This window comes from Photorhabdus heterorhabditis, assembly GCF_001280945.1.
GTDB lineage: Bacteria > Pseudomonadota > Gammaproteobacteria > Enterobacterales > Enterobacteriaceae > Photorhabdus > Photorhabdus heterorhabditis.
Map to the genome: position 1 here is coordinate 1 of NZ_LJCS01000066.1, position 22,363 is coordinate 22,363.

Annotated in this window: 23 protein-coding genes and 1 pseudogene; 19 read left to right on the forward strand and 5 right to left on the reverse strand. The window is 38.2% G+C overall.

Annotation, left to right across the window (positions count from 1 at the left end; all coding sequences use genetic code 11):
• The 14 genes from AM629_RS17580 to AM629_RS23070 form a co-directional block, all read left to right on the forward strand.
• Positions 1-171: zinc ribbon domain-containing protein (locus tag AM629_RS17580; RefSeq protein ID WP_152912023.1), on the forward strand; the 171-nt coding region annotated here is incomplete at its 5' end.
• 138 nt (positions 172-309) lie between these two features.
• Entirely contained in the window at positions 310-588 is a 279-nt protein-coding gene (locus tag AM629_RS17585; protein WP_054480596.1) for an LcrG family type III secretion system chaperone, read from the forward strand.
• 10 nt (positions 589-598) lie between these two features.
• Complete coding sequence (locus tag AM629_RS17590; protein ID WP_054480597.1) at positions 599-1,588, forward strand: virulence-associated V antigen; 990 nt, start codon at positions 599-601, stop codon at positions 1,586-1,588.
• A gap of 9 nt (positions 1,589-1,597) precedes the next feature.
• Entirely contained in the window at positions 1,598-2,107 is a 510-nt protein-coding gene (locus tag AM629_RS17595) for a SycD/LcrH family type III secretion system chaperone (RefSeq protein ID WP_054480599.1), read from the forward strand.
• Positions 2,088-3,248, forward strand: a complete 1,161-nt coding sequence (gene sctE / locus AM629_RS17600) for a type III secretion system translocon subunit SseC family protein (protein WP_072161924.1) — start codon at positions 2,088-2,090, stop codon at positions 3,246-3,248. The genes AM629_RS17595 and sctE overlap by 20 nt, the downstream gene beginning before the upstream one ends.
• An 11-nt stretch (positions 3,249-3,259) precedes the next feature.
• Positions 3,260-4,144, forward strand: coding sequence for a YopD family type III secretion system translocon subunit (locus tag AM629_RS17605; RefSeq protein ID WP_054480600.1), 885 nt, complete (start codon positions 3,260-3,262; stop codon positions 4,142-4,144).
• A gap of 338 nt (positions 4,145-4,482) precedes the next feature.
• Positions 4,483-4,926, forward strand: coding sequence for a type III secretion system chaperone (locus AM629_RS17610; protein WP_054480602.1), 444 nt, complete (start codon positions 4,483-4,485; stop codon positions 4,924-4,926).
• Positions 4,923-5,156, forward strand: coding sequence for a T3SS regulon translocated regulator ExsE family protein (locus AM629_RS17615; protein ID WP_054480603.1), 234 nt, complete (start codon positions 4,923-4,925; stop codon positions 5,154-5,156). The genes AM629_RS17610 and AM629_RS17615 overlap by 4 nt, the downstream gene beginning before the upstream one ends.
• Positions 5,153-5,545, forward strand: coding sequence for a YscW family type III secretion system pilotin (locus AM629_RS17620; RefSeq protein WP_054480606.1), 393 nt, complete (start codon positions 5,153-5,155; stop codon positions 5,543-5,545). The genes AM629_RS17615 and AM629_RS17620 overlap by 4 nt, the downstream gene beginning before the upstream one ends.
• Positions 5,546-6,183: 638 nt before the next feature.
• Positions 6,184-7,170, forward strand: coding sequence for a glycosyltransferase (locus tag AM629_RS17625; protein WP_054480607.1), 987 nt, complete (start codon positions 6,184-6,186; stop codon positions 7,168-7,170).
• Positions 7,171-7,664: 494 nt separating this feature from the next.
• Complete coding sequence (locus AM629_RS17630) at positions 7,665-8,462, forward strand: alpha/beta hydrolase (RefSeq protein ID WP_054480610.1); 798 nt, start codon at positions 7,665-7,667, stop codon at positions 8,460-8,462.
• A gap of 632 nt (positions 8,463-9,094) precedes the next feature.
• On the forward strand, positions 9,095-9,421 hold the full coding sequence (locus AM629_RS17635) for a phage holin, lambda family (protein ID WP_012777244.1): 327 nt from the start codon (positions 9,095-9,097) through the stop codon (positions 9,419-9,421).
• A 9-nt stretch (positions 9,422-9,430) separates the two neighbouring features.
• The gene (locus tag AM629_RS17640; protein ID WP_054480612.1) at positions 9,431-9,832 is read left to right on the forward strand and encodes a structural protein; all 402 of its coding nucleotides are present in this window, start codon (positions 9,431-9,433) and stop codon (positions 9,830-9,832) included.
• 9 nt (positions 9,833-9,841) lie between these two features.
• Positions 9,842-10,291, forward strand: a complete 450-nt coding sequence (locus tag AM629_RS23070) for a lysis protein (RefSeq protein ID WP_054480615.1) — start codon at positions 9,842-9,844, stop codon at positions 10,289-10,291.
• 205 nt (positions 10,292-10,496) lie between these two features.
• Here AM629_RS23070 and AM629_RS17650 read toward each other — a convergent pair whose 3' ends face one another.
• Positions 10,497-10,892 carry a VOC family protein gene (locus AM629_RS17650; RefSeq protein ID WP_054480617.1) on the reverse strand — a complete coding sequence of 132 codons (396 nt, stop codon included), beginning with the start codon at positions 10,890-10,892 and terminating at the stop codon, positions 10,497-10,499.
• A 728-nt stretch (positions 10,893-11,620) separates the two neighbouring features.
• On the opposite strand from AM629_RS17650, the gene AM629_RS17655 reads away from it, so the two are divergent.
• From AM629_RS17655 to tehB, 4 genes are all read left to right on the forward strand, one after another.
• Positions 11,621-12,766, forward strand: a complete 1,146-nt coding sequence (locus tag AM629_RS17655; protein WP_054480619.1) for a polysaccharide export protein — start codon at positions 11,621-11,623, stop codon at positions 12,764-12,766.
• Positions 12,766-13,194 carry an arsenate reductase/protein-tyrosine-phosphatase family protein gene (locus AM629_RS17660; RefSeq protein ID WP_054480621.1) on the forward strand — a complete coding sequence of 143 codons (429 nt, stop codon included), beginning with the start codon at positions 12,766-12,768 and terminating at the stop codon, positions 13,192-13,194. Before AM629_RS17655 ends, AM629_RS17660 begins: the two co-directional genes overlap by 1 nt.
• 69 nt (positions 13,195-13,263) lie before the next feature.
• Positions 13,264-15,405, forward strand: coding sequence for a polysaccharide biosynthesis tyrosine autokinase (locus AM629_RS17665; protein ID WP_054480623.1), 2,142 nt, complete (start codon positions 13,264-13,266; stop codon positions 15,403-15,405).
• A gap of 247 nt (positions 15,406-15,652) precedes the next feature.
• Positions 15,653-16,510, forward strand: coding sequence for an SAM-dependent methyltransferase TehB (gene tehB, locus AM629_RS17670; RefSeq protein ID WP_054480625.1), 858 nt, complete (start codon positions 15,653-15,655; stop codon positions 16,508-16,510).
• A gap of 282 nt (positions 16,511-16,792) precedes the next feature.
• Here the strand turns inward: tehB and AM629_RS24275 are convergent, their stop codons facing one another.
• Positions 16,793-16,972, reverse strand: a complete 180-nt coding sequence (locus AM629_RS24275) for a hypothetical protein (protein ID WP_054480627.1) — start codon at positions 16,970-16,972, stop codon at positions 16,793-16,795.
• Positions 16,973-17,567: 595 nt separating this feature from the next.
• Here AM629_RS24275 and AM629_RS17685 point away from each other — a divergent pair.
• Entirely contained in the window at positions 17,568-18,935 is a 1,368-nt protein-coding gene (locus AM629_RS17685; RefSeq protein WP_054480634.1) for an alanine/glycine:cation symporter family protein, read from the forward strand.
• 51 nt (positions 18,936-18,986) lie between these two features.
• On the opposite strand, the gene AM629_RS17690 is transcribed toward AM629_RS17685, so the two are convergent.
• The 3 genes and pseudogenes from AM629_RS17690 to AM629_RS23615 form a co-directional block, all read right to left on the reverse strand.
• The gene (locus AM629_RS17690; protein WP_054480636.1) at positions 18,987-20,471 is read right to left on the reverse strand and encodes an aldehyde dehydrogenase family protein; all 1,485 of its coding nucleotides are present in this window, start codon (positions 20,469-20,471) and stop codon (positions 18,987-18,989) included.
• A 443-nt stretch (positions 20,472-20,914) separates the two neighbouring features.
• The gene (locus tag AM629_RS17695) at positions 20,915-22,051 is read right to left on the reverse strand and encodes an ABC transporter substrate-binding protein (protein WP_054480638.1); all 1,137 of its coding nucleotides are present in this window, start codon (positions 22,049-22,051) and stop codon (positions 20,915-20,917) included.
• A 201-nt stretch (positions 22,052-22,252) separates the two neighbouring features.
• A pseudogene (locus AM629_RS23615) lies at positions 22,253-22,363 on the reverse strand (IS982 family transposase); the annotation flags it as partial.

Below are 22,363 nucleotides of genomic sequence, written 5' to 3' on the forward strand. Positions count from 1 at the left end.
CTGCATAAGCGGATCTGGCAATGCCCTTTCTGTCGAGTCGAACATGACCGCGATATTAATGCGGCGATCAACATCCAGGGCAAGGGCATAACAGTATTACAGGCGGCGGGACTCGTCGTTTCTGCCCACGGAGGCCTGCGTAAATCCGTTGCACCAACGGTTGCGGCCTGAGAAGTGGGAAGCCTCGCCGTTTTTTACGGCGGGGAGCAGTCACTTGCGTTATATCGTTACCTCAAATGAGAAAACAACAAAAAAAAGTCCAACTTTGACAGGAAGAATCAATATCTATCTTTATTATAGGAGTCACTGATGCAAGAGGAACCCAATGCCAAAGTACTGTTGGCCGCTGAGATAGCTATTAAGGATAGCGATCACAGATTACAGTTATTGCAGGAGATGTGGCAATCCCTTGGTGTTAACCCCAATGTGGGGGCTGAGCTGTTTGGTCATACTGATCTTGCTCTAGTTCAGAGTGCTGAGCAGGAGCTAGTGACAGAAGTTAATCGCTTACGGAACAGTCATCTCCACTCTTTGGAAGAAGGAAAGCGTCTCCGTCGTCCGCCTCGTATGCGCGGCATCATAATATAAGGATTCAACGGTGGATATTAGCTCTTATCGTAGTAACTTACAGCTTTCCCTGGCAGAGTTGGATAAGGTTTCGCTGAAAGATCTGCAAGATTCTAAATCTGTGGCGCTTAATCAACTGGTTTCGCTTATCCGTGATAAAGATATCAAGATTGCAGTAAAAGATGATCCTGCTTATGTAGGGGTTATTACTGACGATGAAGAGCGCCTAAAAAAAATGGTTATTCATTTTCTAGAGACGGAGGATGCTGCTGCTGTTAAGAAAGGGTATCTGGCTAGCGGGATAGAAAATGGGATCGAAAGTATTAAATCTCTCTTGAATGATACTTATAGAAAAGATGCGCAAGGTAAGCCGACGACTGAATTAAAAACCCACTGGGATCTAAGAGAATTTTTGGCTACAGCGCATTTTAAATTACCACAGAATCGCCTTGATGATGCTGTAATTAATATATTTGCTTCTGTCATGTTAGGTCATGATGAAAAACGACAACTACTGCGTAATGAGCTTACAGCACTGACTGCGGAGCTGAAGATTTACAGCGTTATTCAATCGGAAATTAATGCGAAATTATCAGCTAAGGAAGAGAGCAATCAGAAACTTTCTATTGATGGCAGTAATTCTTTCAACTTGCTGGATTATAAAAAGTATGGTTTTGACAATGATGATGCTTTTAGGAAGAGTGCTGAATATCAATTATTGAATAAGATATCTTCTGACTCAACACACATATCTATTAAGACATTTTTGGAAAGTCCTAACAAGCAGAGTGGTGCAATGGCAGGTCTGGATAATTTATATAAATATGAAAAAGATAATAACCGTCTGGCCAATTTTTCTACTTCAGTCAACGACCGCGTAAGTCCATTAAACAATTCTGTCCAAGAAAAAACGACTCGGCTAAATGATATTAGTTCTCGTTATAATGCCGCTATTGAAGCGTTAAATCGTTTTATCCAGAAGTATGACAGTGTTATGCGCAGCATTCTCGGCGCAATTTAAGGAGTGATTATGGAGCACCAAGAAACATTTACGACTTCTGACCAATATGCACAAGAATTGGAGGCTTTTCTTCATGATGGTGGCACTCTTGCCATGTTGAAGGATGTCTCCAGTGATACGCTTGAACAACTTTATTCATTAGCATTCAACCAGTATCAATCAGGTAAATGGCAGGATGCGAATAAAATATTTCAGGCTTTATGCATGCTAGATCACTATGATGCTCGCTTTTTCCTTGGATTGGGTGCATGCCGCCAAGCAATGGGGCAATTGGAACAGGCGATTCAAAGCTATAGCTATGGAGCAATGCTTGATATTAATGAACCTCGTTTTCCATTTCATGCTGCTGAATGCCTCCTGCAATTAGGAGAACTCGATGGGGCAGAGAGTGGTTTCTACTCGGCCCAACAGCTTGCGGTAGTTTTACCGGAACACGCTGCTTTAGCTGCTAGTTGCACGGCAATGTTAGAAGCCATAACAATAAAAAGGAATCAGGAAGATGGATCTGATAGTAAATAAACCCCAGGTTCTTCCAGTACAGAATGATGCTTTGGTTAATAATGTCTCGGCGACTACGTCTTCTAAGGAGGATCGCGTTACATTGAGCCAGGCTGGTGACCAACCATCTAATTCTAATGTGGTTAGGTCAATAAGAGTATCATTGCCGGTACCATTGGCAGTGAGTAATACTCTCCTCGATGTTCAGCAACAAGAAGAAGTTGCTCATCTGCTTGAATCGGTTACTCAAGGAACGAAGCTGGCAGTCGGGGTAATTTCTCGGTTGGCTTCTCTGAATATATCTTCACCTGCGGCATTCGAAATTGAACTGGGCAAACTGACCAGTGAGATCGAACATAATCAAACGGATCTTAGGCTCCAGGATATCCAGCGAGCACGTCAGCAAAGTTTGCAGAAAATGGATGAGAACCAGCATAAGCTCAAAGAGGCAGAAAATTCAGCTAAAGAGGCACAGAAATCTGGACTGTTTTCTAAAATCTTTGGTTGGATCAGTGCGATTGCTTCAATTGTGGTCGGAGCAATCATGGTTGCTAGCGGTGTTGGTGCGGTAGCAGGTGCTTTGCTGATTGCCGGAGGGGTACTTGGCGTAGTATCGCAGGGACTGCAACAAGCAGCTCAGGACGGTTTAATTAGTAAAGAAACCATGAAATGGTTGGGGCCAGTAATAACTGTACTTGAGGTTACGATGGCTGTGGTGGCAGCGGCGGTCAGTTTTGGCGGTTCAGCCGCTGGAATGCTCGCTAAAATGGGAGCCAAGATTGGCGGTAAAGTCGCTGAAATGACGGCTAAGGTAGCAACAAAGGTTACAGAGTTTACTGCAAAAATGGCCGGTACAGCAGCTAATACTCTGTCTCGTAGCGTGAAAGTAGGTATACAGGTGAGTGACATGACGGTTAATTTCGCTAATGGTGCTGTTCAAACCGCCAATTCTGCTTTCCAGAGCAAAGCAGCTAATCGGCAAGTTGATGTGCTACTTTCACGTAGCGAATTGACGGCATTCCAGGCTGTCATGGACAGGCTTAAAGAAGAGTTGTCCCAGATGGTGGAGTCTTTCCAACATGTGATGGAAATGGTTTCCCAGATGCTTAATGCCAGAGGGGAAATGATGAACAATCTTGCCAGTCGGCCACGTGAAATTTAGGGAATAACAAGATGAGTTTTATTGATAGCGTTAACGGTCATCAGTCGATTACTTTTAGTAGCAGTGCTGATGTTATGGTTGATAAAAGTGCTGAGTCAACAATACATGCTGCGGCTGTTCAACAGCAGGGAAAGACTGGATTTATGGATAAAGTTGACTTGATTGCACCGAAGCAGGCTTTGGATCTCAGTCGCTTAGGAAAGATCAGCCAAGAATTAGATAGTACATTGAACACGATATCGTTGCTTTTTGAAATTGCCAGGAAGATGCGTGAATTGGGTATCTTGCAGCGTGATACGGAAAACAAGGCGGCTATTGGTGCTCAGAAGTTACAAGTGAATGAAATGCGCCATGCTGCTATGTTGGTAATTGCTGTGGCGGTTGTTTCTGGTGTGATGACGTTTTTTTCAGCTCTGATGGGAGCCTTTTCGGCTGTTAAAAGTAGTCAGGTGGTTAAGCAGCAGAAAACGTTAGAAAATAATATTGCTGGCCGTAATGAATTGATTGACCTTAAGTTGCAACAGCTAGGGAAAAATGGAGATGTGGATCGGGCTGCGGTTAGTAAGGTATGGGCCAAAGAACAGCTTGCTGATGAAAATGCCCTGAAATCGCTGACTAGAGTGTTTGATAGTCTTAACAGCAAACAGCAAATCTTCAGTTTAGTGATGAACTCGTTATCAAGTATGTCTAATAATTCAGTGCAAGTAGAGCAAGGGCTTTCTCAGGCTAGAGCCAAGGAACATGAAGTGGATGCCTCTGTGGCTCAACATGAAAAACAAAAAAGTGAAGATCAGATTTCATTGAATAACAATTTCATGAGAGATGTTTTGCAATTGTTGCAACAACTTTCTCAGAGTTATAACCAAGCATGGCGTGCGGCGGCTGGTGTGGTGTAACGAGGTAGTAACTGTTTGTATAAGCTTGAACGCATCGAAAGGTGCGCTCTTATTGATAGATGGCTGCTATTGATTTTGTTTTTAAAATTCGTGGGTTATCACTAAAAGCATAAAGGGGCGAAAATATTGAATCATGATATCCGGTCTTTAGCTATGATCGGTATTTGGTTTTTTGATAACGATCCGAGTGACTTTTTTATTAAAAGAACTGCCTTTGAGTGACAGAGGCATGAAAGATGATGGTAGTAAACTGACTCCCTTTTCTCGGGAGTCACCCGTTTGCTCAACTGCGTGGTAACTTCAAGTTTGCTTGATTTCCTTCTCTGTAGGAGTGAACCATGGATGTGATAACCATCATCAACCAAGTTTTGGCTGAATTTGCCACCAAATTCGGCTTGCCACACTTAGCTTTAAATCATGAAGGTGTGGCCGCTCTCTGTTTTGATGAGCACCTTCACCTCTCTTTGATCTTAATTCCCGAACGTGATCAGCTAATTTTACAAATAGATATAGCTGATATCACTGCGGTTGGTGAGGGAATTTTCCGCCAACTGGCCAGTTTTAATCGCCATTGGTATCAGTTTGATCTTCACTTTGGTTTTGATGAGTCAACTCTGATGGTGCAGCTTTATCGGCAAATGTCAGCCAGTCAGTTGAATCTGGCTACTTTTGAGGCAAGCCTTTCGAGTATGTTGGATCATGCTGAGTTTTGGCAGGAATTATTGCAAGCTCAGTTTCCAACTGAGACTCAGCAGAACAAATCTTTGGGAATGCGAGTATGAAAATTGAAAATTCGTTACCCATTCATTTAACAAATGTGTCTCATGAAAATGATAGCTTTTGCTGTGGTCGTAGGGTTACGTCAGGGAGTGTACCGCAAAATATTCATGAACCGCTTTCTGTAGTTTTGAGTAGAGGTCTTGTAATAGAGCTAGAACATGAGACAGCATTGCAACGTTTGTTAGATAGGCAGCATACACCGTTGTCACAACGTCGGATCAGTTTGTTATGACCCAAAAGGGGTTGATATTGTGGTGTTTGCTGATTACCGGGTGTGTAAGTAACATAACAGATAATGGAACATCACAGTTGATTGAGGGGGATGTGACTATGCCGGTTCCTCTGTCCAAAACTGCAAATGTTGAACTATCGTTGCTTGCTGTCGTTGATGGGAAAGTGCTGACCGTTGGCGAGATGTGTTATCGCTTGGATATGTTACCTTTGACTTTTTCCATGCGTTTGGGTCCATTACCGTTTTCTCATGAAAATTTGTTCTTGCGAACTTATTTACGTTGGGATGACAAACGAGCGGTACAGGCAAAGAATCAACAACGGATCGTTGCAGGAAAAAAAGTCGTAGTGCAATTATTTCCCTTACCGTGTTATCCAGAATGTTTATAAGATTGGGTAGTAAGTACTTCGAGAACAATAAATAGGGAAATATATTTATTTATAGGTTTTCAAATGCTATTTAATTTATATTATATTTAATGATCTCATGGAATGTTTTATTATCTTAATTATATAATTCAATAAACTTCAGATATATTAAAAGTCCATGATATATATGAAATTTTTATTTTTATAACGACACATTTTCATTATCCTTATCCCATTATTTATATAGTAGACGATAGAAAATTAGTCTGGTTTGTTTGATATGAATATACTGATATACCCAACAACTACATTGATAATAGATAATCATGTGATTCATAAAAGTCATTAGATTGAGATATGACTGTACAATTATTTCTAATTTATATTGATATATGTGCTGATTGATTTATCACTGGATAAATGAAATTGAATTACAGTGGTTATCGTTGTATGTAATGATGGTGTGTACTTTTCTATCCTTAAATTTATAATATCATTATCGTACTTAATTAATGCTAATTTTAATAAAATTATCCATTCCTATCTATAAATAGCTTTTAAGATACTGTATGGTAGATAAATAGCGACAAGAAAAGGCTTGTTTTATTATGAAATTAATATTTCTATTAAAATCTACTATCTCTTCAAAAGGGTTATAAATGTCTCAGTTTGAAATCAGCATCATTATTCCTATCTTCAATGAAGAAAACAATATAGTCTATTTGTTGGATTCAATATCTTCACAAGAAAATATTAACTTTGAGGTCATCATTATCAATGATGGCTCCACCGATAATAGTTTAAAAGTGCTGGAAGAATATAAAAATAGAGATAATAGAATACGAATTATTAATCAAGAAAACCGGGGAGTGTCAATAGCCAGAAATCATGGTATAGAATATGCGAGAGGAGAGTGGGTTTTATTTGTTGATAGTGATGATTGGTTAAAACCGCAAATTTTGAAAAAATGGCTTGATCAGGCTATTGCACAAAGACTAGATGTTCTCATTGGTAATGGTGTCTGTTTTACAGAAAACCCATTATCACCAGATAATAAAAAAGTAACACATAAACAGCCTCATGGTAGCGTGTTAACCGGTAAAGAGTGGATTGAATATTGTGTTGAGTGTAGGGAATGGCCACATTTTGTTTGGCTACAACTTATTAAAAAGGAGTTGATTCTTGACAACCAATTGAGTTTTGCAGAAAACACTTTTCATGAGGATATTTTATGGACTATTAATTGGGCACTTATAGCAAATCGAATTGGCTTCTGTAAGGAACTATTATATTGTTATAGGAATAATCCGAAATCAATAACTCGCTCAACAGAAATTAAAAGATTATATCATCGAGCTGATAGCTATATTACTGTAGTTGATTCAATTATTAAAATTTCAAAAGCAATTAAAGATAAAAAATCGTTAAGGAGGTCACTTAGTCGTCATGCAATAAGAGAGGTTGGAAGTTTTTTTATTTTGTATAGAAAAAAAATACAAGATCCTGCTTTAAAGAAATTGCTTGCTAAACGTTTTGTTCATAAAATTTTTTTGAGTGATTTATTACCTGGTGTACATAATTATCATGAACTATGGTTTATTATACGTTGTAAGTTAATCTTAGTATTAAGGAGTTTCATGAATTAGTGACGACTGTGCCCTGAATGATCTGTTTTTTTAGATTGTGCTCACCTAATGGTTCTATTGCCTGTCTTCTATTTGAATATCTTGTTGTAGTGACTTTGTTTTCGTTGAGCATCCTAAAATAAAATGGATATTAAATCTGTGTCAGGAGGTTGCTTTATGAGGCATAATGTGGCATTTCCCGTTACTTGTATAAGACATTGAATGTACATCTTATAAACATAAGTCGATAACCTATGACTAAATTGACAATTTAGGTAATTATAATTTAGATTAAAAAAGATAATTAAATAATGCCGAAAATGGATAATGTGAATAATGTTTTTATTTTGAATTCTTATTTAAATAATTGTTTTTTTAAATGTTATCTGAAATTTACTTTTAGTGCTATTTCAATGATGAAAATCAATCGTGATATAGACAATAAAACCTAAATGTGACAATTTATTGTAGGTCTTGAGTTTTCGTTATTTAATCTTTCTACTGAGAATAGGATTATGAGTCAATTTTATTGCAATGACATAAAAATAGATTACAATGATAGTGGTATTGGTCCTATTACATTATTACTCCTTCCTGGATGGTGTGAACCTAAAACGGTTTTTATCCCATTTGAAGCGTTGGCTTCGGAAACTTTCAGAATTATTAGCTTGGATTGGCGTAATCATGGACTATCTTCACAATCTGTATTGCCATTAACTCCAGAAATATTGTTAAATGATATTGTTTCGCTAATTAACTCATTAGAAATAGAGCAATTTATACCAGTTTCGGTTGCTCACGCTAGCTGGATTGCTGCTGATATAGCAGAGATAATGCCAGAGAGAGTCTCTGCACTCGTATTTCTTGATTGGATTATGACTAATCCTGATCCTGCATTCTTTCAAGCAATTAACTATATACAAGATCCTGAAAATTGGGTTTCAGCAAGGAATTCTTTATTTAATTCCTGGATGGGAGGAGGGAATAATAAAATTGTTGGAGATCATTTAGTTAAAGAAATGTCACAAGTGGGTTTTACTGTGTGGGAAGCGGCGGGAAAGGCGATAGCGGGGGCATATAACAAATATGGTTCTCCTCTGGATAGATTAAAACTGTTATCTGGGCGTCATCAATGTATTCATATTTATTCTTTAGATAGACGAGACCATTATTTGCTTGAGCAGCAAAAATTTTCTCACGAGAACTCTTTTTTCCAGGTTAAGCGATTGGAAAGTGCCAGAACACATTTGGGTATACTTGAGCAACCTGAAGAGGTTTATCGCACCTTAAAAAGGTTTATATTAAAAGAATAGAGGTGACAGATCTGTGTTAGTACTTATCTTGTTTTCAAATGAATTGATAAAAGTGGGATCATTATAACAAGATAGCAATGTATTATAGCGTTTAAGCACAGCACAGATAATGATTACTTTAAAGTGGATAGTTCAAGACAAGATAATAATATCTTGCCGTTTAATTCAGTAATACGGTATCAGAAAATTAGAAAATACACTGTGAGTTGGGTTTTCACGGAAAATATAATACTGATTATCAGTAGAAATATTATTTTGGGGGAATAATAAAAGTTCCAATTAATTATATACCCTGTGGATTTCAAGATGGATCGCGACGAATCCCCGGGAGTATAGATAACTATGTGATCTGAGTGACCGGGGTGAGCGAGTGCAGCCAATAAAGGGGCAACTTGAAAGATAACGGGTATATATTCATCCATCATTCTAGTTTTCTTATCCATAATGACACATCACTGGGGGTTGCTGATGAGTGCGGTATTATACTAAATGTAAGTAATCACCTAACAAAATTTAAGGCTGCGCTATGTGTGGCCTTTTCTTATTCTACTGATTTCGCAGTATTCCTATTAACTCAAATTTAAGGCTACACGGCAGCCTATGGATTCCCATTGTATGAATGGGAGTGAAGGATGAAATACATGGATAAACAGCCTGACATCTGGATGCAGCTATGGTTATGGCTGCTGTCAGTCAAAGAACAAGGTATAGGTGCGGCACTGGCTGCTGCAATGGCTTATCTCAGAGGTCGATATAACGGCGGTAAATTCTGGACGACAATTATGGACGCCATTATGTGCGCCATGATTGCCTGGTTTATCCGTGATGTATTGGATTTTTTTGGTATGAGTACGGATTTGGCTTACATAGGCAGTGTCATTATTGGTTATCTGGGAACTGATTATTTTGGTCAGATCCTAAGAAAAGTTGTTAATAATAAAACAGGTAACAAACAGTAGGAGCAGATTATGAGCAGAGGTATTCGAAACAATAACCCTGGCAATATTCGCTGGGGGGATGATTGGCAAGGTTTGGTGCCTGAATCACAGCGTACCGATAAATCTTTTTGTCAGTTTATCAGTCCTGAATATGGTATTCGGGCAATGATTAAAATTCTGCATAACTATAATAGAAAATATAATCTCAAAACAGTGGGAGGCATCATTTCACGATGGGCCCCTCCCAATGAAAATAATACGGATGGTTATGTTAATCGTGTGTGTAAAGACACTGGGGTTAGTTGCGATCAGGTTATTGATGTGTTTAATAAGATATTTATGATAAAAATTATTAAAGCCATTATTACAGTGGAAAATGGTAGCCAGCCCTATAGCAATGAGGTGATTGATAAAGCCTTTTCACTTTTGTAGGGTGATATTATGAAGTTTAATTCTCATAGTTACACGATCATTGCTCTGGCTCTTGTTTCATTGCTGGCGTATCACTATTACGGTAAGTATACCAAACAGCTTGATGCAACAGTTCAGCTACAGAGTCGGCTGTTGGAGCAACAGAATGAAATTGTCAGTCAGCAGGAGCGGATAAAACGCTTGTCTGAGTTGGATGATAAACATACAAAGGAACTTGCTAATGCGAAATCTGAAATTGACGTTCTTCGTAATAATGTTGCCGCTGGTCGTCTCAGGTTGCGCATCGCGGCAACCTGTAGTCAGAGCGAAACTGGTTCCTCCGGCAGCGTGGGCCATGCAGGAACCCCACGATTTAACCCGGCAGCTGAACAAGATTATTTCGATCTCCGAAGAATGATTGTTGAGAATGAGAAACAAACTAAATACTTGCAGGACTACATCAAAACTCAGTGTCAGTAGCTGAGTTTTGATAATGTTGCTGTGAAACAACGTAGATATTGGGTTGGTTATCAGGGAAGTATGCTGAAGTTGATTTATACCTGTTATCTTTCAAGTTGCCTCTTGGTTGGCTGCACTCACTCACCCCGGTCACAGAGTTATCTATGCTCCCGGGGATTCGCTCCCTTGCCGCCGCGATGCAAATTGAAATCTATTGGGTATAGAATCAAACAGGGGATGCCGTGTTTTGTAACACAACCCGATAACCATCAATATCTTCAAACGTTTTACCTTGAACATCCCAATATGGGTTGTAAGAAGGGACATCAATGAAACCAGCGGTTTTCATTAATGATGTTTGATGTAACCACTCTGAATGGCTTGGTATATAGAAGGCCAGTAAATTATCCTGTGTCGGCGCTCTGCCTACCGTTGTGCCGCGATGATGTGTAAATTCGAGGTGCCAAAGATGATTTGGGTGTCCCAGCATAACGCCGTCGAAGTTTTCATGATTTTTAAATTTAGCTAAAACAATAAATCCTAAACCTTGGCAGTACATTTCAACGATCTGATTTAGGTTATCTGTTGGCCTGGCTATCCTTAGGATGGTTGATTTGTTCATGATGGTTCCGGTTGGTAAATTTTTTATTGGATTTGTTCAACTTACAGATTTTTTGTCTCTACTCTATATAAAACAGCCAACATAGTAGTTGAGAGCCGCGAAAATACAAAATGGTAAACTTAAAGAAACCAGAGTAGTTTGAAATTTTGATAAAATATACTTAAGTTTATTATTTTTAATATGTAAAATATAGTAATGTTATTATTTGTTTTTTGTTAATTTATTGTTTTGTGTTTGTGATTTTTTGGCAAGTTTATGGTCTACCTTTTGGCTTATTACCATAGTATGAATTATAAAATCATTTACTAATTAAGCATTGATTTTGATATAAGTAGAAATGTATTTTTCTAGCAATGTGATCATAAATATGCATTTAGTTTCAACAAGTTCTGGTGATATTTTCTCTTTCCTGTATCAGGGATATTCAACTCTTACTTTCTATTTGCAACAATATCTTGCAAAATACATTTTATAATTAAATAGTTTGTGATTATATTATTTGTTTGATTTATTTTCTATTTAGTAGCCGGAGCTTATCAAAGGTACTAAGCTGATTTTGATTGTTTTTACAAAGTGATACGATCAATGGCTCAATATGCTATGATACTTAAACAAAATTTTTATATTATATTATATCTTATTATATTATAATCTTACTTTCTTAAGGAGATTATAATTAATACTGTTTGTGTATTTTTTGTTTATTATTTTTTAAGGATAAAAGTCTGATGAATATAAAGGAATTAATTATAGTTCAAGCGTTGTCTTGTTCTATGTTATTAGGTGGTTGTACGGTTGCTCCTGGGAGCGGCCTTCCTATTTATAATAAAGAAATAATCAATGATAATGATAGTAACTATGACATTAATAATTTGGTAAATGTTTATCCGGTGACACCGCAGTTAATTGAAAAATTGCGGGTGAATTCTGCTATTGCTCGTCCAAATCCTGAACTAGATAAAGAATTGCAGCAATATGAATATTGTATTGGTGTGGGTGATGTAATCATGGTTACTGTCTGGGATCATCCTGAACTAACAACGCCTGCGGGGCAATATCGCAGTGCTAGTGATACCGGTAACTGGGTACATTCTGATGGAACAATTTTTTACCCATATATTGGCAGATTGTATGTAAAGGGGAAAACAGTGACTCAGGTGCGTACCATGATTACGAATAAGTTATCAAAGTATATCGAATCACCTCAGGTCGATGTCAATGTTGCTGCTTTCCGTTCACAAAAAGCTTATGTAACCGGTGAAGTTGTTAGGTCAGATCAACAGGCTATCACTAATGTTCCTTTAACTGTGATTGATGCGATTAACCATGCCGGCGGTTTGACTGAAAATGCTGACTGGAAGAGAGCTGTTTTAACTCATAAAGGAAAAGAAACAGTCATTTCTCTTCAAGATTTAATGCAAAACGGGGATCTAAAGCAGAATCGTCTGCTCTATTCCGGTGATATTTTATATATTCCTCGTAATGATGATTTGAAAGTGTTTGTTATGGGAGAAGTGAAAAAGCAAAGTACTTTACGTATGGACCGTAGTGGAATGACCTTGACCGAGGCATTAGGTAATGCTGAAGGTATAGATCAATTATCAAGCGATGCCAGTGGCATTTTTGTGATTCGTTCATTGCGCAATACACCTGATAAGAGTGGGAAAATAGCAAATATCTATCAGCTCAATGCGAAGGATGCGACAACGTTAATCTTGGGAACTGAGTTTAATTTGCAACCTTATGATATTGTTTATGTTACCAGTGCACCAATTGTTCGCTGGAATCGGGTTATTAGTCAACTGGTGCCAACAATATCAAGCATTAACAGTTTGACAGAAACAACCAAGTGGATTCGTAAGTGGCCTAATTGATGTTTAATTCTATTTTGATTGTTTGTGTAGGTAACATTTGTCGATCTCCAACAGGAGAGCGTTTATTGAGGCGGTTATTCCCTCAGAAAGAGATTTATTCTGCGGGAATATCAGCTCTGATTGGTAAACCTGCACATGAGCTTTCTAGTAAAGTTGCTGCTAGACATGGATTGTCTCTAGGAGGACATACAGCTCGTCAATTAACCAGTGAGTTATGTCAGCAGTCAAATCTGATTCTGGTTATGGAAAAAAAACATATTGAGGCGGTAAATAGAGTTAACTTGGGAGCAAGAGGGAAGACAATGCTCTTAGGCCATTGGCTAAGTGAAATGGAGATTCCTGATCCTTATAAATCTGATACCGAGGTTTATGAATATGTATATCAATTATTATTTAAAAGCGCTAATAGTTGGTTAGGGAAATTATAACTTATAAGTGTCCTTTGATTTTTATTTTTTATTTTTTATTACTTCTTAATAAGCAATTATAGGCTTTTTATGACTACATCAGATAAATCAAGTCACACTCATACGGATAGTGATGAAATTGATTTAGGCCGTCTTCTTAGTGCCTTATTCGATTATCGCTGGATTATTGGCGGAGTCACTCTATTATTCACTGTTATTGGTCTTTGTTATGCCTTGATTGCTACACCGGTATACAAAGCGAACGCTTTATTGCAGGTTGAAAAGAAAAGTAGTGCGTTGTCTTTAGTCGGGGACATGACGGATATGCTATCTGGAAGGCCGTCAGATACAGCAGCAGAATTAGAGCTGTTAGTTTCCCGGATGATAATAGGAAAAACAGTAAGAGATTTGGATCTGGATGTTCAGGTTGAAGCTGATTATTTTCCTGTGGTAGGTAAAGGTATTGCTCGTCTTCGTGGTATGCCAAAGCCTAACATTGTTATTAAAAATTTTACTGTATCGTCACATAATATTAACAAGGCTGTGAAAATATATGTTGATGATTCAGAACATTATCGATTGGAATTCGACGGTCAGGTTTTTAACGGGCAAGTTAATAAGGTATTTGATGCTGATGGTATAAATTTGCTTATATCAAATATCTCGGCTCCTCCCGGACAAAGTTTTACATTGGTTAAAAAGGCCCAGTTAAATGTAATTCGCGGGTTGCAACAATCTTTGCGGGTAACGGAGAAAGGAAATAATACCGGTATTATTTCGCTTGAAATAGAAGGTGATGATCGTGCAAGGATAAAACTGATACTTGATAGTATCAGTAAAAATTACTTGCGACAGAATGTGACAAGGAAGACCGAAGAAGCTGAGAGTAGTCTTAATTTCTTAAAGAATCATTTACCTAAAGTTAAAATGGCGCTCAATCGCTCCGAAGAGTTGCTTAATCAATATCGTCAAGCTAATGAATCTATTGATTTATCGCTTGAAGCAAAATCTGCTCTGGAGACATTGGTCCAGATTGAAAAACAGCTTAATGAACTGACTTTCAAAGAAGCTGAGTTACAGCAATTGTATACCAAACAACATCCTGCTTATGTTGCATTGCTTGATAAACGCAAGACTCTGGCTGATACCAAAAAAGAGTTGAATCAGTCAATCAAACGGTTACCTAAAACCCAGCAGGAAATTTTACGCTTGACCAGGGATGTCCAGGTTGGGCAAGAAATTTATGTTCAGTTACTTAATAAACAGCAAGAGCTGAACATTCTAAAAGCCGGGACGGTGGGTAATGTACGTATTATTGATGAAGCTGTTGTAGAATCTTCAGCGATAAAACCGAAAAAGTCTTTGATCATTGCTGTTATGATGATGTTAGGGCTTATATTATCAATTGGATTGGTTTTAGTACGCGTATTGTTCCGCAAAGGAATTGAAAGTCCCGAACAGTTGGAAGAAATAGGGATTTCTGTTTATGCGACTATTCCATTATCGGAGACTCAAGCTAAGCTTGAGCAGCAACAGAAAAAGAGACCTTATCATCAGAGATTACGGTTATTAGCGATTCATGACCCTACTGACTTGGCGATTGAAGCATTACGTAGTCTTAGAACAACTTTGCATTTTTCAATGATGGAATCTGCAAATAAAATTATTCTTCTTTCTGGTCCTGCTCCTGAATTGGGAAAATCCTTTATTTCAGTAAACCTTGCAGCAGTATTGGCATTAGGTAATAAAAAAGTTCTTTTAATAGATGCGGATATGAGAAGAGGGCATTTACATAAGGTGTTAGAAAGCCCTCAGTCTCCAGGGCTTTCAGAATATCTGGCTGGTCAGAATCAGATAAAAGAGACTATCACCAGAACTTATCTTACTGAGCTTGATTTTGTTAGTCGAGGTACTATTCCGCCTAATCCGTCAGAGTTGCTCATGCATAGTAGGTTTAAGGAGTTATTATCTTGGGCAGAAGAGCATTATGATTATGTCTTGGTAGATACCCCTCCTATTTTGGCTGTAACTGATGCTGCAATTATTGGAAGATATGCCGGAACTTCATTATTAATTGCTCGTTATTATAAAACGCGGGTTAAAGAAGTTGGTGTTGCTATTCGCCGTTTTGAGCAAAATGGCACGCATATTAAAGGCGTATTGTTAAATGCTGTAGAGAAGAATTCGAGTCTCTATTACGGCGGACATTATCAATACAGTTATAAGGATTGATTTGTTTTTCTCCGGCCTTTAGCCGTAGGTCGGAGAAATTTTATCAATGAAATCTTATTTTTTCTGCTTTTTGACTGTGGATAGGTTTACTCAAGGAAGAGGAAAATTGATTATTTTTCCTTTTATTTTTAAGGGATTGTCTCAGAACATCTACTGAACTTTTTCTGTTGCTATTTTATACCTTTACAGTTGCAGAATGTAACTATAAGATGTATTTATTATGTAACTTAATTTCTGGGGAAATCCAATGAGCGGTCTTGTTTGTTACAAACGAATGCCAATCTGGCAGAAAAATACGATTCCTGAAATGTTCACTCAAAGACATAATACTAAAGAGGGTACTTATGCTTGTCTTGAAATCCTTGAGGGTGAGCTGGAGTTTGTTATTTTCGAGGGTGAACAAGAGGAAACAGAATACTTTAATGTGCAAAAACAGCCTCCCATCATTCAGCCACAAGTTTGGCATAAGATTAAATGGGGGAGTGATGATATAAAATGCCAGCTCTCTTTTTTATGTGAACCGCAATATCTGTTTTATAAACAAAATAATCTGTCATTGCCTCACTCTGAAATTAGATATTTGGTAGATATTCTTTCTCCATGTAAGACATTAGATCTGGGATCGGGTCGAGGCCGGAATACTTTCTATCTGGCCGAAAAAGGTTATGATGTTATGGCAATGGATATTAGCCAACAGCATATTGACGCAATTAATTTTATTAAAGAGAAAGAACAGCTGAAAAATATCCGTGCCTCTGTTTATGATATCAATTTGCACAATATTAAAGAGAAATATGATTTAATCATTTCAACTGTGGTGCTGATGTTCCTGCAAAGGGAAAAGATCGCTGATATTATTCTCAATATGCAGGAACAAACGAATGAAAGTGGTGTTAATCTGATTGTGTGTCCGATTAAAACAGATTCTGCACCATATTCATTACTGCCATTTAAATGTTTTCTGGAATCAGGGGAATTGAAAAGTTATTATTCTGACTGGGAAATTATTAAATATAATGAAGACCCAGGATATCTTCATAAAACTGATGAACATGGCAACAGAATAAAATTAAATTTTGCTACGCTTATTGCCAGAAAGCAGTAAAATATTTTAGATGGGCTATTAATTCTATGTTGATAGCATCAGGCAACTTAATGGGTTATTGATTTATTTTCTGAGTTGTAATTTTGGATATATGTTCTATCCTGCTGGTATTCTAGTTTTCATTATTAAAAGTTAATATACCCTTCATCCTTCAAGTTGCTATTTTGTTGGCTGCTTTCACTTACCCCAGTCACATCGTTATCTATGCTTCTGGGGATGCGTTCTCTTGCCGCCGCTCTGCAAATTGAAATCTATTGGGTATAGCAGGTTTGCATAATTTCGTTATATCTCTGCTGGTCTTGGTACATTTGTGGAGGACTGTTCAACAAAACCAGCTCTTGGATGAAATTGTTGGATAGGACGCACAGAGAATGCATGTCGTTTACCGTGTTGATCAAAAATCGCAGTACGAACACTGGCTGAACCAACATCAACACCAATGAAATATTGTTGTTCCATCATGTGATCCTCCACCCATTCGTTAACTTGAGCTGACAAAATGAGTTGAACAGAACAATAATACAATGGGGTTGTTTAATTATTGTGAAGCGGCTCAAGAAAGATTTGGTAATTTTATGGTTATAAAAGAATATTACATATATTTTTCTATTTCTCTCCAGATTGGCGTAATGAAATTTGTTTTAGGGAAGGGCAGGTTTAAGCGAGAAAATATAATAGACAGAGTAAGAAAGATGTTTTCAGAAAAATCGTTGATAATTTCTGTTGAGTTATTAGTTAATCAATACTCTTTTAAAAAGAGTATTGATTAATAAAAAAATCAAATGGGACGAATGGTTTTTTAATTAACAATGTTAAATATATCAGTAAATTGTTTGGATGAAGAAAAGAGTGGCTTAAGCGTAAATATTTTGTGATAAGTCTGGGGCAACAAATTTTGAATATCTTATCTTAAAATTGTATCAAGTGATATTACTCACAAGTATCAAATCTTTTTCCGTTTTTACGAAACTTTTTCTCGCATATTTTCTATAAATATTCTTTATTTAAATTGATGCATATATGTTGTTATTTTGTTGCGAAATATTCGAGGGAATATATGGAATTAGTCACAGAATGGTTGAATGCCATTAACGGGGTTGTGTTGGGAGTACCGATGTTGGTTGGTCTTCTGGGGGTTGGGCTCTTTATGCAGATCCGCCTTTCTTTACTGCCTATACGCAAATTGGGGACGGGTTTTAAGTTACTGTTTGAACGTAATCATCAGAGAGGAGAAGGTCAGATATCGCCTTTTAACGCACTGATGACTGCGCTTTCAGCCACCATTGGTACAGGTAATATAGCCGGCGTTGCTACCGCAGTTGTGTTGGGTGGGCCGGGGGCGCTGTTCTGGATGTGGATCACTGCATTAGTCGGCATGGCGACTAAATATTCAGAGGCTGTGCTGGCAGTCCGTTTCCGTGAGATTGACAAAAATGGTCACTATGTTGGTGGCCCTATGTATTACATAAAAAATGGTCTGGGTGAAAAATGGGTCTGGCTGGGAACGCTATTTGCGATATTTGGTAGTCTCGCTTGTTTCGGTATTGGTAATACCGTGCAAGCGAATTCTGTTGCTGATGTACTGCAAAGTAATTTCGGTGTTTCTACCATGGTAACTGCCGTAATACTGGCGTTTCTGGTTGGTGCAGTACTTATTGGTGGTATTACACGTATTGCTGATGTGGCAGGTAAATTAGTGCCATTTATGACAGTTGCTTACTTGGTTGCTGGAATTGTTGTTTTGGGTGTGAATTTCAGTGAAATTCCCGCTGCGTTTGCCTTGATTGTTAAATCTGCATTTACCCCCGTTGCTGCTCAAGGTGGTTTTGCTGGTGCCGCAGTATGGGCCGCGATTCGTTTTGGTGTGGCTCGAGGCATTTTTTCTAATGAAGCGGGGCTGGGAAGTGCTCCGATTGCTCATGCAACCGCAAAAACGCAAAATCCGGTTCGTCAGGGATTGATAGCTATGCTCGGTACTTTTATCGACACCATTATTGTTTGTTCTATTACTGGCTTAACTATCGTTATTACGGGTGGTTGGTTGACTGGTCAGACTGGTGCGACACTGACCGCAACTTCTTTCTCAGCAGCGATTCCTGGTGGGAATTATATTGTCGCGGGTGCACTGGTAATATTTGCCTTCACCACCATTCTTGGATGGAGTTTCTATGGTGAAAAATGTATTCAGTATTTGTTTGGGCAAAAAGCAATTACCCCTTTTCGTGTGGTATGGATTATAGCTTTGATGGTAGGTGCCACTCAGTCGTTGGATTTTGTTTGGTTACTGGCCGATACATTGAATGCAATGATGGCGATACCAAACCTGATTGCATTGGCATTATTAAGCCCAGTTGTTTATCGGCTGACAAAAGAACATATTAAAGATGTAAATTCGGATGGTGTTGATATTAAAGAAAAGAATTGAATAAAAGCCTTCCAGATGGAAGGCTTTCTTAATCACTAGATGAAACTAATTTTATTCTTCACTAGTTTTAATATAGATGTTTTTGACCTGAGTATAAGAATCCAGCATCATTTTATGTGTTTCTCTTCCAAGGCCGGATTTTTTGTAGCCGCCAAATGGTGCGTGAGCCGGGAGTTCATGGTAGGTATTGATCCACATACGACCCGTTCTAACAGCTTTGGAAACACGTAATGCGCGGTCGATATCTTGTGTCCAGACAGCACCACCAAGCCCATAATCAGAATCATTTGCCATACTGATCACGTCTTCTTCTGTGCTGAATGGAATGACTGTCAATACAGGACCAAAGATTTCTTCGCGTGCTACTTGCATTTCATTAGTTGCATTGATAATGATGGTTGGTTGAATAAAGAAGCCATCATCATAACCTTCACCAGTAATCCGTTTGCCACCCGTTAAGATAGTCGCTCCCTCTTTTTTAGCAATATCAACATATGAGAGAATTTTTTCCATTTGTTCCTGGCTGATTTGGCTCCCCATCTGTGTTTCTTTTTCCAATGGATCACCAACCTGGACAGATTCAAATTCTATTTTCAGGGACTTAAGGAATTCATCATGAATATCTTTATGTAGGAATAACCGAGAACCTGATTCACATGCCTGCCCTTGATTCAACAGAATCGCTTTGGCAGCATATTTTACTGCTTTCTTCATGTTGGCATCAGGGAAGATTATATTGGCCGATTTACCACCAAGTTCCAGTGTCGCAGGGATAAGCTTTTTGGCTGCGGCTTCGGCTACAGTATAACCAACTCGAGTGGAACCGGTGAATGCCACTTTCTCGATGTCTTTATGGTCAAGAATTGCTTGACCTACGATTGAACCACGACCTGTAACGATATTAACCACGCCAGCTGGCAGGACTTGATTCAATATCCGACCTAATTCAAGCAGTGTTATTGGGGTCAATGTTGCCGGATTAATAACAATCGTGTTACCCGCTGCAAGAGCAGGAGCCAGTTTCCATGCCGCCATCAGTAACGGGAAATTCCAGGGAATTACCTGTCCGACAACACCAATGGGTTCACGGATCACTAGGCTAAGTGTATTGGTATCCAGAACTGAAGCTTCATCGGTATGGGCGCGGATCACACCCGCAAAGTAGCGGAAATGGTCAATACAGGCGGGTAGATCCATATACCGGGATTCATTTAATGGTTTGCCGTTATCCAGTGATTCAAGAATGGCAAAACGTTCTAGTTCTGCTTCCAGTAAGTCAGCAATTTTCAGTAAAGCTGATTGCCTTTCGATTGCGGAGGTTTGACTCCATGTGGTGAAGGCTTTTTTTGCGGCCCTGACAGCAAGATCAACATCCTCGGCATTACCGGATGCATATTCAGTCAGTAATTCTCCTGTCGTTGGGTTATAACTTTTGCTTGTTTCTTTGGATACACTATCTACCCATTGTCCACCGATAAGCATTTTGTAGGATTCAACGGGTAACATCTCTTTAGCGATATCATGTAATCGTTTCATTAACATACTCCGGGTACTTTGGTTTAAGAATCGTTACGTTTACTGCCTTGTATCAATTATGTCTATTGGGAAAGGGTATTAATTAATAGTCTTAATATATACCCTTCATCCTTCAAATTGCTGCTTTGTTGGCTGCTTTCACTTACCCCAGTCACAGAGTTATCTATGCTCCTGGGGATGCGTTCACTTGCCGCCGCGCTGCAATTTGAAATCTATTGGGTATAGTTTCAATATGTGAATGTATCTTTGATTTATAATTTATTATCTAATCAAATGTTGCTTGTTATGTTTTGTTATTTTTTAGCACCAACATAGTAGAGTACAAAATAATGGATGTCTATTAGCGTGTTATATAAAATATTATGTATATTAACGAATGGAAATTATAAATAAAGGGTGGGATAAATATCCGTTGGAATATTCCAACGGATTAAGAATAAATATTATTTTGCTGTGACCCAGAATACCCCGTTACCATCAAGGGCAGTAAAAGTTTTATGCAGATATATGCTGTCGGCTTGTGGGTCGATATCTTCGAACAGCTCTGGATGTAAAAATTTAGCTATAACTTCAACTGCAATGATGTTAAAGGGGGTATCGTAATATTGGTGATACAGTGCTATTACCCGCTTTTCGCGAAATGCTCTTAATACGCTCAATTTTGGTCGTGTCAGTAATTTTTCCAGTCGTTCCTGTGACTGTTTCAAATTGCCGGTATAACCCAATGGCACAGAAAGGCTTTCAGGGAGAACTTTATCCCAATCTGCGGTGGTCATCAGATAAAATTCAGGATTACTGACAATTAATTGTTCTTCACTTACTTCACCACCCATACCTGAGAACCAGTGAGCACCAAGGTTATCACCCCCGGCAGCAGTAACAAATTCACTAAAATTTCCACTACCAAAAGTCTGACAGCAATGTTCTGTGCCAGGCATTCCTGCATGTCGTTCAATAAATACCGGAGGGCGTTGTTCTTTGCCCAGTGTACCGATTCGTTTATTAATGGTTTGCATCTTATCTTGATAAAACTTAATGAATTTCTGTGCATTTTCTTCTTCGCCAAATACTTTCCCAAGCAAAATCATACTCGGAATGGTATTTGTCAGCGGATATTGACGGAAATCGATAAAAATAACTGGGATATTCGCTTTCTCAAGTAAAGTCATGGTTCCACTATCATTGAGTTTGGATTGAAGGCCAATATCAAAAATAACTAAATCGGGTTTATGAGTTAACGCTTTTTCAACGCTGAAATCGTTTTGATAAGGATTAGGAAATACGGGAATGTCCCATAACTGTGGGAAACTTTGCTCATAAGCCGTTGCCAAGTCTGGGGATTTGATTTCTAATGCATTATCCCAAGCGATAATGCCTTTAAGAGGATTATCAGGATGAAGAATATTCAACGCGATTAATACCCGGCTGTCAGCCAGCATAACCCTACTGACTGGTGCATCAACTTTAACTTTCCGGCCAGCAACATCCTTGACCGTAATTTCTTTTGCCTGAGCAAAGATAGGCAATAATATCAACATGGTAGTCAGCAAGTATTTTGCAGTGCGGGGGATGACTGACATTGTTTCTCCTTTGATTTAAGTTTCATATGCAGATTTTCAAAGCGATATTCTGTATCAGAGATTCATGAATGCTGGAATATAGGGTGTTCTTGGTTAATTAATTAGAATAATTAATGTAATCGGTCATCTGATTAGGTCCATATCTGTTTACAATAAACTTAAAATGATAATGATAACGATTTATATTAACCCGAATTCTGCTTAAGCCGTCATTGAGAAATCTTCTTCTGAGTAGAAAACTTTCAGTGATGGTTTTTTCAATTTAAGGCAGTAAGCAATCAGTCCACCTAAAACGGTCAACATAAATCCTCT

What these genes read in the sequence shown, in the direction of transcription:
- tehB (WP_054480625.1), top strand. Translation starts at nt 15,653, where the DNA reads ATGAGCGGTCTTGTTTGTTACAAACGAATGCCAATCTGGCAGAAAAAT.
- AM629_RS17660 (WP_054480621.1), top strand. Translation starts at nt 12,766, where the DNA reads ATGTTTAATTCTATTTTGATTGTTTGTGTAGGTAACATTTGTCGATCT.
- AM629_RS23070 (WP_054480615.1), top strand. Translation starts at nt 9,842, where the DNA reads ATGAAGTTTAATTCTCATAGTTACACGATCATTGCTCTGGCTCTTGTT.
- AM629_RS17620 (WP_054480606.1), top strand. Translation starts at nt 5,153, where the DNA reads ATGACCCAAAAGGGGTTGATATTGTGGTGTTTGCTGATTACCGGGTGT.
- AM629_RS17625 (WP_054480607.1), top strand. Translation starts at nt 6,184, where the DNA reads ATGTCTCAGTTTGAAATCAGCATCATTATTCCTATCTTCAATGAAGAA.
- AM629_RS17635 (WP_012777244.1), top strand. Translation starts at nt 9,095, where the DNA reads ATGAAATACATGGATAAACAGCCTGACATCTGGATGCAGCTATGGTTA.
- AM629_RS17650 (WP_054480617.1), bottom strand. Translation starts at nt 10,892, where the DNA reads ATGAACAAATCAACCATCCTAAGGATAGCCAGGCCAACAGATAACCTA.
- AM629_RS24275 (WP_054480627.1), bottom strand. Translation starts at nt 16,972, where the DNA reads ATGATGGAACAACAATATTTCATTGGTGTTGATGTTGGTTCAGCCAGT.
- AM629_RS17605 (WP_054480600.1), top strand. Translation starts at nt 3,260, where the DNA reads ATGAGTTTTATTGATAGCGTTAACGGTCATCAGTCGATTACTTTTAGT.
- AM629_RS17695 (WP_054480638.1), bottom strand. Translation starts at nt 22,051, where the DNA reads ATGTCAGTCATCCCCCGCACTGCAAAATACTTGCTGACTACCATGTTG.
- AM629_RS17595 (WP_054480599.1), top strand. Translation starts at nt 1,598, where the DNA reads ATGGAGCACCAAGAAACATTTACGACTTCTGACCAATATGCACAAGAA.
- sctE (WP_072161924.1), top strand. Translation starts at nt 2,088, where the DNA reads ATGGATCTGATAGTAAATAAACCCCAGGTTCTTCCAGTACAGAATGAT.
- AM629_RS17665 (WP_054480623.1), top strand. Translation starts at nt 13,264, where the DNA reads ATGACTACATCAGATAAATCAAGTCACACTCATACGGATAGTGATGAA.
- AM629_RS17610 (WP_054480602.1), top strand. Translation starts at nt 4,483, where the DNA reads ATGGATGTGATAACCATCATCAACCAAGTTTTGGCTGAATTTGCCACC.
- AM629_RS17640 (WP_054480612.1), top strand. Translation starts at nt 9,431, where the DNA reads ATGAGCAGAGGTATTCGAAACAATAACCCTGGCAATATTCGCTGGGGG.
- AM629_RS17685 (WP_054480634.1), top strand. Translation starts at nt 17,568, where the DNA reads ATGGAATTAGTCACAGAATGGTTGAATGCCATTAACGGGGTTGTGTTG.
- AM629_RS17690 (WP_054480636.1), bottom strand. Translation starts at nt 20,471, where the DNA reads ATGAAACGATTACATGATATCGCTAAAGAGATGTTACCCGTTGAATCC.
- AM629_RS17585 (WP_054480596.1), top strand. Translation starts at nt 310, where the DNA reads ATGCAAGAGGAACCCAATGCCAAAGTACTGTTGGCCGCTGAGATAGCT.
- AM629_RS17655 (WP_054480619.1), top strand. Translation starts at nt 11,621, where the DNA reads ATGAATATAAAGGAATTAATTATAGTTCAAGCGTTGTCTTGTTCTATG.
- AM629_RS17630 (WP_054480610.1), top strand. Translation starts at nt 7,665, where the DNA reads ATGAGTCAATTTTATTGCAATGACATAAAAATAGATTACAATGATAGT.
- AM629_RS17615 (WP_054480603.1), top strand. Translation starts at nt 4,923, where the DNA reads ATGAAAATTGAAAATTCGTTACCCATTCATTTAACAAATGTGTCTCAT.